Annotated in this window: 18 protein-coding genes; 15 read left to right on the forward strand and 3 right to left on the reverse strand. The window is 73.6% G+C overall.

Annotation, left to right across the window (positions count from 1 at the left end):
* The first annotated feature begins 10 nt into the window (after nucleotides 1-10).
* Both ACGFI2_RS17510 and ACGFI2_RS17515 read left to right on the forward strand, forming a co-directional pair.
* Complete coding sequence (locus ACGFI2_RS17510) at nucleotides 11-655, forward strand: HAD family hydrolase (RefSeq protein WP_393517723.1); 645 nt, start codon at nucleotides 11-13, stop codon at nucleotides 653-655.
* A 161-nt stretch (nucleotides 656-816) separates the two neighbouring features.
* Nucleotides 817-1743 carry a serine protein kinase RIO gene (locus tag ACGFI2_RS17515; protein WP_393517726.1) on the forward strand — a complete coding sequence of 309 codons (927 nt, stop codon included), beginning with the start codon at nucleotides 817-819 and terminating at the stop codon, nucleotides 1741-1743.
* A gap of 103 nt (nucleotides 1744-1846) precedes the next feature.
* On the opposite strand, the gene ACGFI2_RS17520 is transcribed toward ACGFI2_RS17515, so the two are convergent.
* Nucleotides 1847-2095, reverse strand: coding sequence for a DUF2630 family protein (locus tag ACGFI2_RS17520; RefSeq protein WP_393517729.1), 249 nt, complete (start codon nucleotides 2093-2095; stop codon nucleotides 1847-1849).
* 343 nt (nucleotides 2096-2438) lie between these two features.
* Between ACGFI2_RS17520 and ACGFI2_RS17525 the strand changes: the two genes are divergently transcribed.
* From ACGFI2_RS17525 to ACGFI2_RS17560, 8 genes are all read left to right on the forward strand, one after another.
* Entirely contained in the window at nucleotides 2439-3776 is a 1338-nt protein-coding gene (locus ACGFI2_RS17525) for a cytochrome P450 (protein WP_393518172.1), read from the forward strand.
* Nucleotides 3773-4648: a terpene synthase family protein gene (locus ACGFI2_RS17530; protein WP_393517732.1), complete on the forward strand. Its 876-nt coding sequence runs from the start codon at nucleotides 3773-3775 to the stop codon at nucleotides 4646-4648. The genes ACGFI2_RS17525 and ACGFI2_RS17530 overlap by 4 nt, the downstream gene beginning before the upstream one ends.
* A complete protein-coding gene (locus ACGFI2_RS17535) occupies nucleotides 4645-6201 on the forward strand; it encodes a prenyltransferase/squalene oxidase repeat-containing protein (protein WP_393517735.1) in 1557 nt (518 codons plus the stop codon). The genes ACGFI2_RS17530 and ACGFI2_RS17535 overlap by 4 nt, the downstream gene beginning before the upstream one ends.
* Nucleotides 6202-6281: 80 nt before the next feature.
* On the forward strand, nucleotides 6282-8717 hold the full coding sequence (locus ACGFI2_RS17540; protein WP_393517738.1) for a nitrate- and nitrite sensing domain-containing protein: 2436 nt from the start codon (nucleotides 6282-6284) through the stop codon (nucleotides 8715-8717).
* Between the two features lie 66 nt (nucleotides 8718-8783).
* The gene (locus tag ACGFI2_RS17545) at nucleotides 8784-9209 is read left to right on the forward strand and encodes a roadblock/LC7 domain-containing protein (protein WP_393517741.1); all 426 of its coding nucleotides are present in this window, start codon (nucleotides 8784-8786) and stop codon (nucleotides 9207-9209) included.
* A complete protein-coding gene (locus ACGFI2_RS17550) occupies nucleotides 9206-9595 on the forward strand; it encodes a DUF742 domain-containing protein (RefSeq protein ID WP_181569354.1) in 390 nt (129 codons plus the stop codon). The genes ACGFI2_RS17545 and ACGFI2_RS17550 overlap by 4 nt, the downstream gene beginning before the upstream one ends.
* Nucleotides 9576-10184, forward strand: coding sequence for an ATP/GTP-binding protein (locus ACGFI2_RS17555; RefSeq protein ID WP_393517744.1), 609 nt, complete (start codon nucleotides 9576-9578; stop codon nucleotides 10182-10184). The genes ACGFI2_RS17550 and ACGFI2_RS17555 overlap by 20 nt, the downstream gene beginning before the upstream one ends.
* Nucleotides 10177-10659, forward strand: a complete 483-nt coding sequence (locus tag ACGFI2_RS17560; RefSeq protein ID WP_393517747.1) for a GNAT family N-acetyltransferase — start codon at nucleotides 10177-10179, stop codon at nucleotides 10657-10659. Before ACGFI2_RS17555 ends, ACGFI2_RS17560 begins: the two co-directional genes overlap by 8 nt.
* Nucleotides 10660-10843: 184 nt before the next feature.
* On the opposite strand, the gene ACGFI2_RS17565 is transcribed toward ACGFI2_RS17560, so the two are convergent.
* Complete coding sequence (locus ACGFI2_RS17565) at nucleotides 10844-11692, reverse strand: LysR family transcriptional regulator (RefSeq protein ID WP_393517750.1); 849 nt, start codon at nucleotides 11690-11692, stop codon at nucleotides 10844-10846.
* 92 nt (nucleotides 11693-11784) lie between these two features.
* On the opposite strand from ACGFI2_RS17565, the gene ACGFI2_RS17570 reads away from it, so the two are divergent.
* On the forward strand, nucleotides 11785-12516 hold the full coding sequence (locus tag ACGFI2_RS17570; RefSeq protein WP_393517753.1) for an SDR family NAD(P)-dependent oxidoreductase: 732 nt from the start codon (nucleotides 11785-11787) through the stop codon (nucleotides 12514-12516).
* A 10-nt stretch (nucleotides 12517-12526) separates the two neighbouring features.
* On the opposite strand, the gene ACGFI2_RS17575 is transcribed toward ACGFI2_RS17570, so the two are convergent.
* Nucleotides 12527-13306 carry a hypothetical protein gene (locus ACGFI2_RS17575; protein WP_393517756.1) on the reverse strand — a complete coding sequence of 260 codons (780 nt, stop codon included), beginning with the start codon at nucleotides 13304-13306 and terminating at the stop codon, nucleotides 12527-12529.
* A 98-nt stretch (nucleotides 13307-13404) separates the two neighbouring features.
* On the opposite strand from ACGFI2_RS17575, the gene ACGFI2_RS17580 reads away from it, so the two are divergent.
* The 4 genes from ACGFI2_RS17580 (at nucleotide 13405) to ACGFI2_RS17595 (ending at nucleotide 15635) form a co-directional block, all read left to right on the forward strand.
* Nucleotides 13405-13617 (forward strand): LPXTG cell wall anchor domain-containing protein, encoded by a 213-nt coding sequence (locus tag ACGFI2_RS17580; protein ID WP_393517759.1) that lies wholly within the window; start codon nucleotides 13405-13407, stop codon nucleotides 13615-13617.
* A 60-nt stretch (nucleotides 13618-13677) separates the two neighbouring features.
* Nucleotides 13678-14079 (forward strand): SRPBCC family protein, encoded by a 402-nt coding sequence (locus tag ACGFI2_RS17585; RefSeq protein ID WP_393517762.1) that lies wholly within the window; start codon nucleotides 13678-13680, stop codon nucleotides 14077-14079.
* Nucleotides 14080-14089: 10 nt separating this feature from the next.
* Nucleotides 14090-14887, forward strand: a complete 798-nt coding sequence (locus tag ACGFI2_RS17590) for a class I SAM-dependent methyltransferase (RefSeq protein ID WP_393517765.1) — start codon at nucleotides 14090-14092, stop codon at nucleotides 14885-14887.
* 163 nt (nucleotides 14888-15050) lie between these two features.
* A complete protein-coding gene (locus ACGFI2_RS17595) occupies nucleotides 15051-15635 on the forward strand; it encodes a dihydrofolate reductase family protein (protein ID WP_393517768.1) in 585 nt (194 codons plus the stop codon).
* Nucleotides 15636-15690 lie beyond the last annotated feature (55 nt).

Raw genomic sequence — 15690 nt, forward strand, 5'->3', positions numbered from 1 at the left:
GGGTGCTCAGGTGCCGTTGCTCCTGCTCGATCTGGACAACACCCTCCTGGACCGCGACGGGTCGTTCCGCGCCTGGGGAGCACGCTTCCTGGCCAGCGTCGGCGCGCCCACCGTCGACCTCGACTGGCTGGTCTCCGTCGACGCCGACGGGTTGACCGACCGCTGGGACGTGGCCGACGCCATCCGTGATCGCTACGGCCTGCGCATCCCCTCGATCGACCTGGTCGACGAGCTGCGCGACGGCGTGGTGGAGCACATGCGGCTCGACCCGCTGGTGGCGTGCGCCCTGCGGATCGCCGCCGACGCCGGCTGGGTGCCGGTCGTGGTCACCAACGGCGCGGCGCGCCAGCAGGACACCAAGATCCGCAAAACCGGCCTGGACCGGTACGTCGCCGACTGGGTGATCTCCGAGGAGGCCGGGGTCAGCAAGCCCAACCCGCGGATCTTCGCGCTCGCCGCCCAGCGGGCCCGGATGCCGCTGCGCGGCGCGTGGGTGGTCGGCGACAGCCCGGAGGCGGACATCGGCGGCGCGACCGCGGTGGGCCTGCCCAGCGTCTGGCTGCACCGCGGACGCCGCTGGTCGGACCCCCGGTTCGCGCCGACCCGGGTCGAGGACGGGGTGATTCCGGCCGTGGCCGCCGTGCTGGCGGGCTGAGCGGAAAATCGTTTGACCTGCCCGGCGCGGCCCACGAACATGGTGTCGCGCGAGGGCGCAGCCGGGTGTCGCCCGGTCGAGGAGAGGAGGTCGGTCATGGCCGTCTTTGCAGGGTCGTTCCGCCTGCCTCCACCAGCCTCGATCGAAGGACAGATCCACCCGTGCGCGATCACGACCTCCCGGCGCCGCAGCGCCGTGGCCGCGGCAAGAGCCGCTTCGACGACGACGAATCCCACTTCCTGAAGCGGGGTCGGCCCCAGCCGACCCTCGCCGACCCGGACGCGGAACCCGACACGGAGGACCACTGGTCCTCCTGGGACCAGGCCGTCCACGGCCCCGAGCCGCACCCGGTCTGGCTGGTCACCGAGCTGGCCGCCCGGGACACCGAGTTGGGGGTGCTCAAGACCGGCAAGGAGGCGGACGTCCACCTGGTCCGCCGCGCCGTGCCGGACACCGACCGGGGCTGCCTGCTGGCGGCCAAGCGTTACCGGGACGCCCAGCACCGGCTCTTCCACCGCGACGCCGGTTACCTGGAGGGCCGCCGGGTCCGCCGCTCGCGGGAGATGCGGGCGATGACCGGCCGCACCGCGTTCGGCCGGCAGATGATCGCCGGGCAGTGGGCGGCGGCCGAGTTCGCCGCGCTGTCCCGGCTCTGGGAGATCGGCGCCGCCTCCGGGCGGATCGCCGTGCCCTACCCGGTGCAGCTGCTCGGCACCGAGCTGATGCTCGAGTTCGTGGGCGACGCCGAGGCGGGAGAGGCCGCGCCCCGGCTGGCCCAGGTCCGGCCCACCGACGCCGAGCTGCGCGACCTGTGGGAGCAGATGGTCGATGCGCTGGTGGTGCTGGCCCGGGCCGGGTACGCCCACGGCGACCTGTCCCCGTACAACCTCCTCGTGCACGCCGGCCGGCTGGTCATGATCGACCTGCCGCAGGTGGTGGACGTGGTGGCCAACCCGCAGGGGGGCGAGTTCCTGGCCCGCGACGTGCGGGTGGTGGCCGCCTGGTTCACCGCCCGAGGGCTGCCGGCCTCCGCCACCGATCCGCTGGCGCTGACCGAGACGCTGTTGCGGGAGGCGGGGATCCGCTGACCGTGTTCCGCGTTCCGGGCGGGCCGATCCCACCCGGGGCGCGGGGCGGCGTCGTGCCGGGCCGGCCGGGAGGCGGGTCCGGGCCGCGCGCCCGGCCGCCGGGTCACTGGAGGTAGCGCTCGACCTCCGGCAGCGGGCGCTCGCCCTGCGCGTCCGGGTCGCCGTGCGCCTGCCGCGCCGCCCGCCGGCGGCGGAGCAGGTCCCAGCACTGGTCCAGGGACTCCTCCAGGTGCCGCAGCCGCTCGCGCGCCTCGTCGTCGGTGCCGGCCTCGTGCTCCTGCGCGCCGGCGCGCAGCCGGTGCTCCTCGTCGACGAGTTCCGAGATCCGGCTCAGGATGGTCTTGTCGTCCATGCCCGAAGCTTGGCACAGCGGACGCCCTCGCGCCCGCGTTCCCGCGCCCGCGAGGCACGTGTTGACAGGGGGCCCCGCCTATGCCGGAAGCGTTAAGAAGGGGCCCCGCCTTGCGCCGGAAAGCTTGCGGCGTGACGCATATCCCACGGGCTCCATTCTCGACAAAGAGATTGTTGTTAAGTGAAATATCCTCCGGGCTGCCTTTTGATTCGCCGCTCAAGATGGCATGCTCGCGAGCAACGTTCACGGGTCGAGACGGGGTAACGACCCTCAGTCAACCCGAGGGAGCGTTCAGGTGGTTGATTCGTCCGGTCCGTCCCGACCTACCGGGCGGCCGCGCACCGTGCCGTTGCGACATATCCTGCCCGCCGTCCTGCGGGACCCGGCCCGCGCGCTGATCGACATCGGCAACCGCACCGGCGGCGACCTCGTCCGGCTGAACCTCGGCTCGTTCCGCCCGTACCTGGTCACCCATCCCCGGCACGTGCAGCACGTGCTGCGCGACCGGGCGGACAACTACGAGCGGGCCGGCGACGGGTTGTTCTGGCGCCCGGTCAAGCGGCTGTTCGGCGAGGGCATCCTCGGCGAGGGCCAGATCTGGTCGGCCAGCCGCCGGATGCTCCAGCCGATGTTCACCGCCAAGCGGGTCGAGGCGCTCATCGACGGCATGGCCGACGCCATCTCCGACGCCGTCGACGAGCTGGACGAGCCGTGCCGCGCCGGCCGGCCGGTCGACATCGGCGTCGAGCAGGCCCGCATCGTCAGCCGGGCGATCATGAAGGTGCTCTTCGCCGACCGGATCTCGGTGCCGGACGCGATGCGCGTGATCGACGCCCAGGACCGCATCGCCACCGCGGTCATCCCCCGGATCGTGGTGCCGTTCGCGCCGCTGTCGCTGCCCATGCCGGGCGACCGCACGTTCCGCCGCGCGGTGCGCGTGGTCGACGACGTGCTGGTGCCGATCGTCCGGCAGACCCGCGACGACGCCGACCGGGGCGACGACATCATCTCCACGCTCTGGCGGGCCCGCACCGACGACGGCCGGCAGCTCGACGAGCGGCAGGTGCGCAACGACACGGTGGCCATGTTCGCCGCCACCACCGAGACCACCATCAACGTGCTCACCTGGGCCTGGCCCCACCTGCACCAGCACCCCGAGGTGGCCGAGCGGCTCCAGGCCGAGATCGACGAGGTGGTGGGCGGCGGGCCGGTACGCCGTGAGCACCTGGGCCGGCTCACCTACACCCGGATGGTGCTCGACGAGCTGCTGCGGCTCTACCCGATCGGCTGGATCATCCCGCGCCGCGCGGTCGCCGAGGACGTCATCGACGGGGTGCCGATCGAGGCCGGGGCCACCATGGCGGTCAGCCCGCTGATCACCCAGCGGATGCGGCAGTTCTGGGACCGCCCGGACGAGTTCGACCCGGAGCGCTTCCGGCCCGAGCGGATCCGGACCCGCCACCGGTACGCCCACTTCCCGTTCGGCGGCGGCCCGCACCAGTGCCTCGGCATGTACCTGTTCTACCTGGAGGCCCAGCTGATCCTCGCCACGATGCTCGGCCGCTACCGCTTCCGGCTGCGCCGCACCGACGTACCCGGGCTGCGCCTGGCCGCGGCGCTGCGGCCGCGCGAACGGGTCGAACTGACGCTGCTCGCCGCCGGCCGGGCGGAGTCGGCGTGACCGGCGGACCGGTGTCGGACCCGATCGCCGCCGCGGCGGAACAGGGCCGGATCTGCGCGCTCGCCGCACACGGTCAGCGCGCCCTGCGGAAGGCCGCCGCGGCTCATCCGGAGCTGTTCCCCGGCGAGCCGTTCGACGCGACGCTGTTCAGCAGCATCGCCTCGGCCATGGCGTTCAGCGCCCCCTGGCACACGGCGGCGGAGCTGGCGGTCACCGACCGGGCGGTGCTGTGGGGCTTCGCGGTCGACTGGCTGGTCGACCACCAGGCGACCAGCCGGGCCGAGGTCGACCGGATCGCCGGCACCTGCCTGGACGTGCTCGACGGCGCCGGCGCCGACGACCCGCTGGGCCGGTTCCTCGTCGAGCTGCGCGACGACGTGGCGGCCGCGCCCGGCTACCACGCGTTGCGCGGGCGTTGGCGCGCCACGATGGAACGCACGCTGGACGCGATGGCCCGCGAGTGGACGTGGCGGGGCACCGGGCGCCCGACGCTCGCCGAATACCTGGCCAACGCGGACAACCTCGCCGCCACCGTGGTCAACGTGGCCCACTGGATCCACACCGGATCGGTGACCGACGCCGGCACGCTGGACCGGCTGGTGGCGGTCGGCGACGAGGTGCAGCGGGCCCTGCGGCTGGTCAACGACCTGGGCACCCACCGCCGCGACGTGGAGTCGGGCGACCTCAACGCGTTGCTGCTGGTGGACGACCCGGCGGAGATCGAGCGGCGGTTCGCCGAGCAGGTCGACCACTGCCGCGTCCTGCTGACGGACCTGGCCGGCGAGGTGCCCCGGGAGGCCGACTTCCTGTCCCGGCAACTCGGCTACACCACCGGCTTCTACCGGCACACCGATTTCTGGGGTGTGCGGTGAGCCTCACCGCCCAGCCCGCGACCCGTACCGGACCCGCGCGCGAGCTGGTCGACGCGCTCGCCCGGGACCCGGCCGGGCAGACCTCGCCGTCGGTCTACGAGACCGGCCGGTTGGTCGCGTCGGCGCCGTGGCTCCCCGGCCACGACGCGCGCCTGGCCTGGCTGCTCGACCGGCAGCGCCCGGACGGCGGCTGGGGCGGCCCCGACGGCTACGCGCTGGTGCCGACGTTGAGCGCCGTCGAGGCCCTGCTGGCCGCGCTGCACCGGGACGGGACGGCCGCGTCGTCGTCGGCCGCCGCCGCGCACCGAGGGCTGGCGTTCCTGGCCGGCGCGCTGCGCGGCGACACCCCGCCCGACCTCCCGGCCACCGACCTGATCGTGCCGGCGCTGCTCGCCGCCGTCGACCGGCGTCTCACCGGGCCGGCGGGTCCGCCGCCCGGGCTGGCCGGGTGGGCGGACCGGCCCCGCCTGCCGCTGCCGGCCGGTCTCGACCCGGCCCGGCTCACCCGGGTACGCGGAATGCTGGCCGCCGGCCGGCCGGTCCCGGAGAAGCTGGCGCACGCGCTTGAGGTGACCGGCGAGCTGGCCTGCCGGGCGGCGGGCGTGTCGCCCTCGGCGAGCGGGGCGGTGGGCGCCTCACCGGCCGCCACGGCCGCCTGGCTCGGCCGGCCCGAACCCGGCGCCGCCCTGGACTACCTGCGCGCCGTCGCCCGGTCCGGCCCGGTGCCCTGCGCCAGCCCGATCACCGTCTTCGAACGGGCCTGGGTGCTCGCCGTCCTGATCCGGGCCGGCGTCCCGGTGCGGGTGCCCGAGCCGGTGCTGACCGAGCTGCGCGCCGCCGTCGGCGCGTCCGGCGCGGCCACCGCGCCCGGGCTGCCGGCCGACGCCGACACCACCTCGGTCGTGCTCTACGTGCTGGCCCGGCTGGGCCGGCCGCTCGGCGTCGGCCCGCTCGCCGGGTACGACACCGGGCGGCACTTCTGCACCTGGCCGGGGGAGGACGGGGCGTCGCTGACCACCAACGCGCACGTGCTCGACGCGCTCGGCGAGCACCCGAGCCGGCCCGGCGTCACGGCCGCCCGGCGTCGGGTGACCGAGTGGCTGGTCGCGCGGCAGGAGCCGGACGGGCGGTGGGACGACCGCTGGCACGCCTCGGCCTACTACGCGACGTTCGCGGTGCTGCTCGCCCTGGCCGACCACGCGCCCGACGGCGCGGCCCGGACCGCCGTGGAGCGGGGCGTCGGCTGGCTGCTGGACACGCAGCGGCCGGACGGCTCCTGGGGGCGCTGGCACGGCACCGCCGAGGAGACCGCGTACGCGGTGCTCGCCCTGGCCGGCGCGGGCCGCGCGGGGGACGCGCGGATCGCCGCGGCGCTGACCCGGGGTCGCGGTCGCCTGTCCGAGCTGGACGGAAGCGTCGGCGGCCCGGCGCTCTGGCACGACAAGGACCTGTACCGACCGACGCTGATCGTGCGCGCGGCGGTGCTGGCCGCCTCGGGCCGCGCCGGCCGGGCATCGACGTACCCGGCACCCACCATGATCAGGATCGCTTGAATCGAGTTCACGACGGCTGCTAGCGTGCGCCGGAGTCGATCGGATTTCGAGCCGAACGAAGACCGGGCCAGGACGGTGTGATGGGTTCCCGCAGTACGAATCTCCGTACGAAGATCATCGCCCTACTGGCGTCGCTGATCGCGCTCTGGGGCTTCGCGGCCTGGGTGACCGTGCGCGACGGATTCAACCTGCTCGGTGTGCAGGCGCTCAACGCGCGGGTCTTCGAGCCGAGCGACCCACTGCTGCTGGAGCTGCAGAAGGAGCGCCGGCTCTCGGTGCGCTACCTGGGCGAGTCCGACCCCGCGCAGTTGCAGGAGTTGCAGGCCCAGCGCACCCGCACCGACGAGGCGGCCAGCACACTGTGGACCTCGGTGCAGGACTGGCGCACCGAGGTCCCGGCGAGCGACGAGCTGGAGCAGCGGCTCGCCGAGCTGAAGACCGAACTCGGGCAGCTCACCCAGGTCCGCGACGAGGTCGGCCGTAAGGCCATCGACCGGACCGGCACGTTGGACGCGTACGACGAGGCGGTCGACGGGATCTTCGCCGTCTTCGACGCGCTCGGTGGCCTCGACGACGACCAGATCGCCCGGGACACCGCCGCGCTGATCGACCTGAACCGTTCCCGTGAGCTGCTGTCCCAACAGGACGCCCTGCTCACCGGCGCGGTCGCGGCCAACCGGCTGACCGTCGCCGAGCAGACCGCGTTCGCCCGGCTGGTCGGCGCGCAGTGGTTCCTCGCCGACCGCACCGCCCGGGAGTTGGCCCCGACCGACCGGGCCCGCTACCAGCAGATGGTCGACGGGGAGGCGTTCGGGCAACTGCGCACCCTGCAGGACCGGGTGCTCGCGGCCAAGGGCGAGGACGTGCGACCGCCGGTCACCGCCGACGCCTGGCGGGCCGCCGCCGACCGGGCGATGGCCGGCCTGCGCGGGGTGATCCTGGCCGGCGGTGAGGACATCGTGTCCCGGGCCACCCCGGTCGCCGTCGGTGTCATCGTCCGGCTGGTGCTCGCCGCCGGTCTCGGCCTGATCGCCGTCGTCGCGTCCGTGATCGTCTCGATCACCACGGCCCGGGCGCTGGTCCGGCAGCTGGAACGGCTGCGCGAGGCGGCGTTTCAGCTGGCCAACGAGCGACTGCCCAGCGTGGTGGAGCGGCTCGGTCGAGGCGAGGAGGTGGACGTCGGACGGGAGGCGCCACCGCTGCAGTTCGGCGACGACGAAATCGGCCAGGTCGGCAAGGCCTTCAACGTGGTGCAGGAGACCGCCGTCCGCACCGCCGTCGAGCAGGCCGAGCTGCGCCGCAGCGTCCGCGACGTGTTCCTCAGCCTGGCCCGGCGCACTCAGGCGCTGGTGCACCGCCAGCTGACCCTGCTCGACGCCATGGAACGCCGGGAACACGACGCCGAGGAGCTGGAGGACCTGTTCCGCGTCGACCACCTGGCCACCCGGATGCGGCGCAACGCGGAGAACCTGATCGTGCTCTCCGGCTCGACCCCCGGCCGCGCGTGGCGACGCAGCGTGCCGATGGTCGACGTGGTGCGCGGCGCCGTCGCCGAGGTCGAGGACTACACCCGGGTGACCGTCCGGCCGCTGGGGGCGGTGTCGTTGACCGGCCGCGCGGTCGGTGACGTGATCCACCTGCTGGCCGAGCTGATCGAGAACGGCCTGTCCTTCTCGCCGCCGCAGACCACCGTCGAGGTCCGCGGTCAGCTGGTCGCCAACGGCTTCGCCATCGAGATCGAGGATCGGGGCCTCGGCATGAGCGGCGACGAGCTGGCCGCCGCGAACGCGCGCATCGTCGACCGGTCCGAGCTGAACCTGGCCGACGCGGCCCGGCTCGGCCTGTTCGTGGTCAGCCGGCTCACCGAGCGGCACGGCGTGCGGGTGCAGCTCAGGGAGTCCGCGTACGGCGGCACCACGGCGGTGGTGCTGATTCCGCGCGAGCTGATCGCCGGGGACGGCGGTGGGTTCGACGGCACCCGCGAGGTGACCGCCGCGCCGGCACCGTCGCCAACCGTCGAGCCGGCGGAGACGCCGGCCGGGTCCGGTGACGAGACCGTCGCGGTCGGGCCGGTCGAGGACGGCGACGCCGACGCGGCCACCCCGGCCGACTCCGGTACGCCGAAGGCCGAGCCGGAACCCGCGGAACCCCGCCTGACCCCGTCCGGGCTTCCGGCGCGTACCCGGAAACGGCAGCCGGCGGTGGCCGGGCCGACGACGGAGCTGGCGGTGGTCGAGACCCGCGCCGCACCGGAGGCGGCCGACGCGGTACCGCTGACCGACTCGGGGTTGCCGGTCCGGGTACGCCAGGCCAGTCTGAACCCGGAGCTGCGGCACGAGCAGTCCGGTACGGACGACGGGGCGGAGGACACGGCGCGCGCGCCGGAGCAGGTGCGCCGGATGATGAGCTCCTACCAGAGCGGAACCCGACGCGGCCGCACCGACGCGGCGCGGCTGCTCGGCGGGGCGCACGGGGCCGGCGGCGGGCCGGCCGACGAGAACGAGCAGGCCACCTGACCGGACGTCGACGCGGACGGTTCCGGGACGAGAACGGCACACCAGCCGGGGAGAAGAGGACGACGAGTGGCGCAGAAGACGGCTTCGAGCGCGGATCTTGCGTGGCTGCTGGATGACCTGGTCGGCCGGGTCAAGCAGGCGGAACACGCCGTGGCGCTCTCCACCGACGGACTGCTGATGGCCTCGTCCCGCGGATTGAGCCGGGACGACGGCGAGCACCTGGCGGCGATGGCGGCGGGCATCCAGAGCCTCGCCCGCGGCGCCGGCAAGCGGTTCGGCGGTGGTCAGGTGCAGCAGACCATCATCGAGATGCAGTCCTCGTTCCTCTTCGTCACCGCTGCCGGCCGCAACGCCTGCCTCGCGGTGCTGGCGTCGGAGGAGGCGGACGTCGGCCTGATCGCCTACGAGATGGCCATGCTCGTCACCCGGGTCGGCCGGTTCGTCGCGTCACCGACCCGGGAACAGCCCTTCGGCGAGAACGCGGCGCGATGACCGGCCCGGGGGAGCCCACGGAGCAGGAGTGGGTGGACGACCACGCGGGCCCGGTGGTTCGCCCCTACGCGGTGACCGGCGGCCGGGCGCGCCCGGTGACCGGCACGTTCGACCTGATCTCACTGGTGACCGCGACGCGGAACGAGGTGGGGTCGGAGTCCGGGCTCGGCCCGGAGCACGTGGCGATCGTCGGCCTCTGCCAGCGGATCCAGTCCGTGGCCGAGATCGCTGCCCATCTCGACCTGCCGGTGGGCACCGTCCGGGTTCTCCTCGGAGACCTGGCCGCCCGCAGCCTGGTGCAGGTACGCGAGCCGCGCGCCACCCCCGCCGGCCTTCCCGACGAGCACGTTTTCGAGGCGGTAATCAATGGACTACGGGCGCTCTGAGCGGCCGGCGGGAGCGGCGCCGCTGCCCACCGCGATCAAGATCCTGATCGCCGGCGGTTTCGGCGTGGGCAAGACCACCATGGTCGGCGCGGTCAGCGAGACCCGGCCGCTGCGCACGGAAGAGGTGCTGACCGAGACCGGGATCGGCATCGACGACCTGTCCGGTGTGGAGGAGAAGTCCACCACCACCGTGGCGATGGACTTCGGTCGGATCACCATCAGCGACGATCTGGTGCTCTACCTGTTCGGCACACCCGGGCAGGACCGGTTCTGGTTCGTCTGGGACGAGCTGGCGCTCGGCGCGCTCGGCGCGGTGGTGCTCGCCGACACGCGCCGGCTGGCCGACTGCTTCCCGTCGATCGACTACTTCGAGGGCCGGGGCACGCCGTTCGTGGTGGCGGTGAACTGCTTCGAGGGTGCCCGGGAGTTCCGGCTCGACGAGGTGCAGTCGGCGCTCGACCTGGATCCGGGTGTGCCGGTGGTGCTCTGCGACGCGCGGCAGCGCGAGTCCGCCAAGGAAGTGCTCATCACGCTGCTGGAGCACGCCATGAAGCTGCGCGAGGCGCGTAGGCGGGCCGCCGGTGAGTGAGCTGACCCTCCGCGCGATGTCCCCGGAGGAGTTCGACGGCTGGCAGCACGAGCTGGCGGTCGAGTACGCGCGGGAGCACGTCACGGCCGGCAACTGGACCGCCGAGGAGGGCCTCGACCGGGCGCGGCAGGCCATCGCCGCCCAACTGCCGGACGGCATGGCCACCCCCGGCGAGCTTCTCCTGGTCGGCGTGCTGGCCGACGGGACGCCGATCGGTCGCCTCTGGATCAGCCTGACCCATCCGCGTGGCCTGCCCGACTGCGCCTTCCTTCAGGACATCGAGGTGGGCGCCGAGCACCGCGGCCGGGGTCTGGGGCGGGCGCTGCTCGCGGCGGGGGAGCGGGCGGCCCGGGAGCGGGGCGCCCGGGCCCTGGAACTCAACGTCTTCGGTGCCAACGAGACGGCGGCGACGCTCTACCGGACGGCCGGCTACCGGGTGGTCACGCAGCAGATGCGCAAGGACCTGCTCGACTAGGCCCACGTCCGTGTGCCTCCCGCCGGTGACCGTGCGTGACCGTCGGGAAGGAATGTCGACTCTTGAGCGGTATACCGCTACGAAGCCACTTCTGCTGCTGGCCCGGACACGCCCGGAAACCGGCCGGCGTGGCCGGGCGGGGCGGTGCGTCCGGCAGGCTCGTCGGCAGGCACGCGCGGCGTGGCTAGAGGCGGGTGGCGGTGCGGACCAGGCCGGCCAGGGCCCGGGACCGGCTGTGCGGCGGCCACGCGATCACCGTGGTCACCGCCGGCGCGTCCGGCACCGGCACGGCGGCCAGGTCGGGGCGCAGGAGCGTCCGGCACGACTCGGGCAGCACCGCCGCCGTCCGGCCGAGCGCGATCAGCTGGAGCAGTTGGGCGTGGTCGCGGACCTCGGGGCCCGGCCCGTCCGGATACCTGCCGTCCGGGAGCGGCCAGCGCGGCAGCGGCAGGTCGGGCAGCGACTCGACGTCGGCGGTCCGCAGGTGTGCCCGGGCGGCCAGCGGATGCGTGGCCGGCAGCACCACGACCTGCTGCTCGGTCACCAGTTCCTCGGTGTCGAGCCCGGCCGTCGAGTCGAACGGCAGGTGCAGCAGCGCCACGTCGGCCCGCCCGTCGCGCAGCAGCCGTTCCTGCTCCCCGATGCCGCACAGCAGCACCTCCACGGCGACCGCGCCGGGCTCCGCGGCGTACGCGTCGAGCAGTTTCGGCAGCAACTCGCTGGACGCGCCGGCCTTCGTGGCCAACACCAGGCCCGGGTCGTCGCCCACGGCGGACGCGGCACGGCGGGTGCGGCGGTCGGCGGCGGCCACCGCGTCCAGCGCGGCCCGGCCCTCGCGCAGCAGCACCGCGCCGGCCGGGGTCAGCGTGACGGCCCGGCTGTCGCGTTCCAGCAGCGTCGCGCCGAGCCGCCGTTCGAGCTGCCGGATCGCCCGGGACAGCGGCGGCTGGGCGATGCCGAGGCGTCGCGCGGCGCGCCCGAAGTGCAGTTCCTCGGCGACCGCGACGAAGTAGCGCAGCTCCCGGGTCTCCATCCGAGCACCCTACCCGGCCGATACCCGGCGGGTATCGGCCGGAACCGAGACGGTGTTGGCCGGCCGGTGGCGGCGCGAACAGGATCGACCGCATGAGCGAACGTACGACCGCGCTGGTGACCGGCGCGAACAAGGGAATCGGGTACGAGATCGCGGCCGGCCTGGGCGCGCTCGGCTGGCAGGTGGGCGTCGGCGCCCGGGACGAACAGCGCCGGGAGGCGGCCGTGGCGAAGCTGCGCGCGGACGGCGTGGACGCGTTCGGCGTACCGCTGGACGTGACCGACGACGCGAGCGTGACCGCCGCCGCCCGCCTGCTCCAGGAGCGGGCCGGCGGCCTCGACGTGCTGGTGAACAATGCCGGCATCACCGGCGGGATGCCGCAGCAGCCCGGCGACGCGGACGTGGCGACCGTGCGGGCGGCCGTCGAGGTCAACGTGGTCGGCGTCGTCCGGGTCACCGACGCGATGCTGCCGCTGCTGCGCCGCTCGGCGTCGCCCCGGATCGTCAACATGTCCAGCGGGGTCGGCTCCCTCGCCCGGCAGAGCGCCTCCGCCGGCGAGCATCAGACCGGGCCGCTGTCGGTGGCGTACGCGCCGTCGAAGTCGATGCTCAACGCGGTGACCATCCAGTACGCCCGGGCGCTGGGTGACACGAACATCCTGATCAACGCCGCCTGCCCCGGCTTCACCGCGACCGACCTGAACGGCTTCCGCGGGGTGCGGACGCCGCAGCAGGGCGCGGCGATCGCGATCCGGCTGGCGACGCTGCCCGACGACGGGCCGAGCGGCGGGTTCTTCGACGACGCCGGCGTGGTCCCGTGGTGACCGCTCCCGGTCAGCACCACCTGACCGGGTTGCCGGTGGCCAGCGACGCGGCGCAGAGCCGGCGCAGCGGCTCGACGACGTAGGCGTAGTCGTCGGCGGCGCGGGCCCGGGTGCGCACCGCGAGCCGCTCGGGCGGGGGCATCCCGCGCTCGCCGACCGGCGACATCGCCACCCGGACCCGCGTGGCGCCGGCGGCGAACTCCACGTCGCCGCCGGGCAACGGGCGCTGGGTGAACCGGGTGGCCCGGAACAGCGTCGCCGGCGGCTCCGCGCCGGTGTCGAGCACGAAGAAGCCGCCCGGGTCCACCCCGGCCCGGTAGGCCGGCCCGAGCATTAGCACGCCACGGTATGCCTCGACGTACGGCATCACGCTCCGGCCGGTCGCCTCGTCGACCAGCACGACCTCGTCCGCGAGTCGGCTCGCCGCGAACGCGTCCAGCTCGGCCAGCGCGTCGGCCGCCCGCGCGGCCGGCAGCCCACCGTCGTTGCGGTCGGGCAGGGCGGCGGCCAGCGTCGGGAACCGGTCCACGCCGGCCGCGCGCAGCGCCTGCTGGAACATCCGTACGCCGGTCCAGTTGGCCACGCCCTCGCTCACCAGCTCCATGTGCGGGTGCGGGCAGGCGTCCCCGGACATCCAGGCGTAGAAGGCGTTCTCGGCCGTCGCGTCGTACTCGCCGGTCTGGATCAAGGTCGGGCGGCCGTCCTCGTCGTGGCCGATCGGGCCGACCGGGCACGGCGTGGCGAGGCCGTCCTGCCAGCACCGGCAGGACACGTACGCGTCCAGTCCCACGCCGACCGACCCTACCGGTGGACCGGCTCGGACCGAGCGTAGGTTCGGCGGCCGGTGGGTACGACCTCCCCGGCAGCGCGATCAGGGGGGTGTTCACCGTGGAGCCAGGAGGTGCCCGGACCCGGCGTCGGCAGATCAGAAGTGGCCTGATCGTGCTGGCGGTGTTCGCCGCCGTGGCGGCGATGGTCGCGATCTGGCCGGGCAGCGCGTCGATCCTCGACCGTGCCGGCACGGCCCTGATCGTGCTCGGGCTCCTGCTCATGGGCGCCGGCCTGATCGCCCGGACACGCCGCCGGCGCGCCCGCGGCTGAATGGTGCGGGCCACCTCCGCGGGCACGCGGCGGTACGACGGGCATGCCATCATCGGCGGCGTGGGTACGAATTCCCGGCACCTCAGCGTGCACATCGACCGCCCGGTGGCGGCGGTCTACGCGTTCGCGTCCGACCCGGCCAACCTGCCCCGCTGGGCGCCCGGCCTGGGCGGCTCGGTGACGCGCGAGGACGGCCACTGGTTCGTCGAGACGCCCGAGGGGCGGGCGCGGTTGACGTTCGCGCCGGCCAACGACTACGGCGTGCTCGACCACGAGGTGCGCACGCCGTCCGGCGAGACGGTGTACGTGCCGCTGCGCGCCATCGCCGACGGCGACGGCACCGAGGTGGTGTTCAGCCTGCGTCGGGGCCCCGGCATGAGCGACGCGGAGTTCGAGCGCGACACCGCACTGGTCGAGAGCGACCTGGCCCGGCTCAGGGCCGTGCTCGAATCGGCGGACTGAAGAGGCGTCGATGGGCAGGAAGAACAAGCCGCCGTTCATGATGCAGGCGATGCTCCGGCTGGAGCGCGGCCATCTTGGAAATCCGGGAGATGGTGATCGACGAGGGGGGATGGTGACCATCGCCGACTACGACAGCTTCGCGGACGCCTATGCGGCCGAGAACGAGAACGGCCTCTTCAACGCCTACTACGAGCGACCCGCGATGCTGCGCCTGGCCGGCGACGTCTCGGGCCGCCGAATCCTCGACGCGGGGTGTGGTTCCGGCCCGTTGTCGGCGGCGCTGCGCGACCGGGGGGCCGTGGTTACCAGCTTCGATGTGAGCCCGGCCATGGTCGACCTGGCCCGCCGGCGGCTGGGGGAGGACGCCGACCTGAGCGTGGCGGACCTGGCCGCGCCGCTGCCGTTCCCGGACGCCGAGTTCGACGACGTCGTCGCGTCCCTGGTCCTGCACTACCTGGAGGACTGGTCCGGTCCGCTCACCGAGCTGCGTCGCGTGCTGAAGCCCGGTGGTCGCCTGATTCTCTCGATCATCCATCCCGCCATCTATGCCATCGCATATCCCGAGGCCGACTACTTCGCGGTGACGAGGTATTCCGAGGACTATGTCATGGACGGCCGGACGGTGTGGCTGACCTACTGGCACCGACCGCTGCACGCCGTCACGGATGCTTTCGCCGCCGCCGGGTTCCGCATCGTGACGATCAGCGAGCCGCCGCCGTCGCCGGACACCCCGACGGAGCTGCTCCCGCCGAACCTGCCCTCCGGGTCCTTCATGTGCTTCCTGTTCTTCGTCCTCGAATCCGCCTAGTGCCCTGACCACGAACGTTCACGGTGTTGGCTGACACGCCGTTGGCCTGCGGTGCTCCAGTCCGAAACGCGAGGACTACCTGCGGACGCAGATCGCGCACCGATTAGATTTTCGCGCCGCGCCCGTCTGTACGTGTGAGATCGACTCACAGGAGGCTGGCACGATGCGGAAACTGATCTTCGCCATGAACGTGACCCTGGACGGCTACATCGCCGCGCCCGGCGACGACCTCGGCTGGAGTGGGGGTGAGGGACCGGACTCGTCGTCGAGCGACGAGCTGTTCCAGTGGTGGTCCGACCGGGTGGGGACGACAGGCCTGGCGCTGTATGGGCGCAAGCTGTGGGAGGCGATGAGTTCCCCCTGGCCGACCGCCGACCAGCAGCCCGGCGCCACCCCGGCGGTGATCGAGTTCGCCCGCCGCTGGCGGGACATGCCGAAGGTGGTGTTCTCCTCGACGATCGACAAGGTTGACTGGAACACCCGCCTGGTCACCGGCGACGCGGTCGCCGAGATCACCCGGCTCAAGGCAGAGACCGGCGGCCCGATGGACATCGTCGGCGCCACACTTGCCGCAGCGGCCATGCGGGCCGGGCTGATCGACGAGTACGTGCTGGTCACTTACCCGGTTCTGGTGGGCGGCGGCACGCCGTTCTTCACGGCCCTGCACAGCTGGGTGAGCCTGAACCTGGTGGAGACGCGGACGTTTCCCGGCGGCGTGGTGCTGACCCGGTACGAGACGAGGCGATGAGTACGGGCCAGATGCTCGGCTCGTGAGGCCACCGTGACCCTCGGCTATGAGGAAA

Origin of the sequence: Micromonospora sp. NPDC049282, from assembly GCF_043197045.1 — a bacterium.
Classification (GTDB): Bacteria; Actinomycetota; Actinomycetes; order Mycobacteriales; family Micromonosporaceae; genus Micromonospora.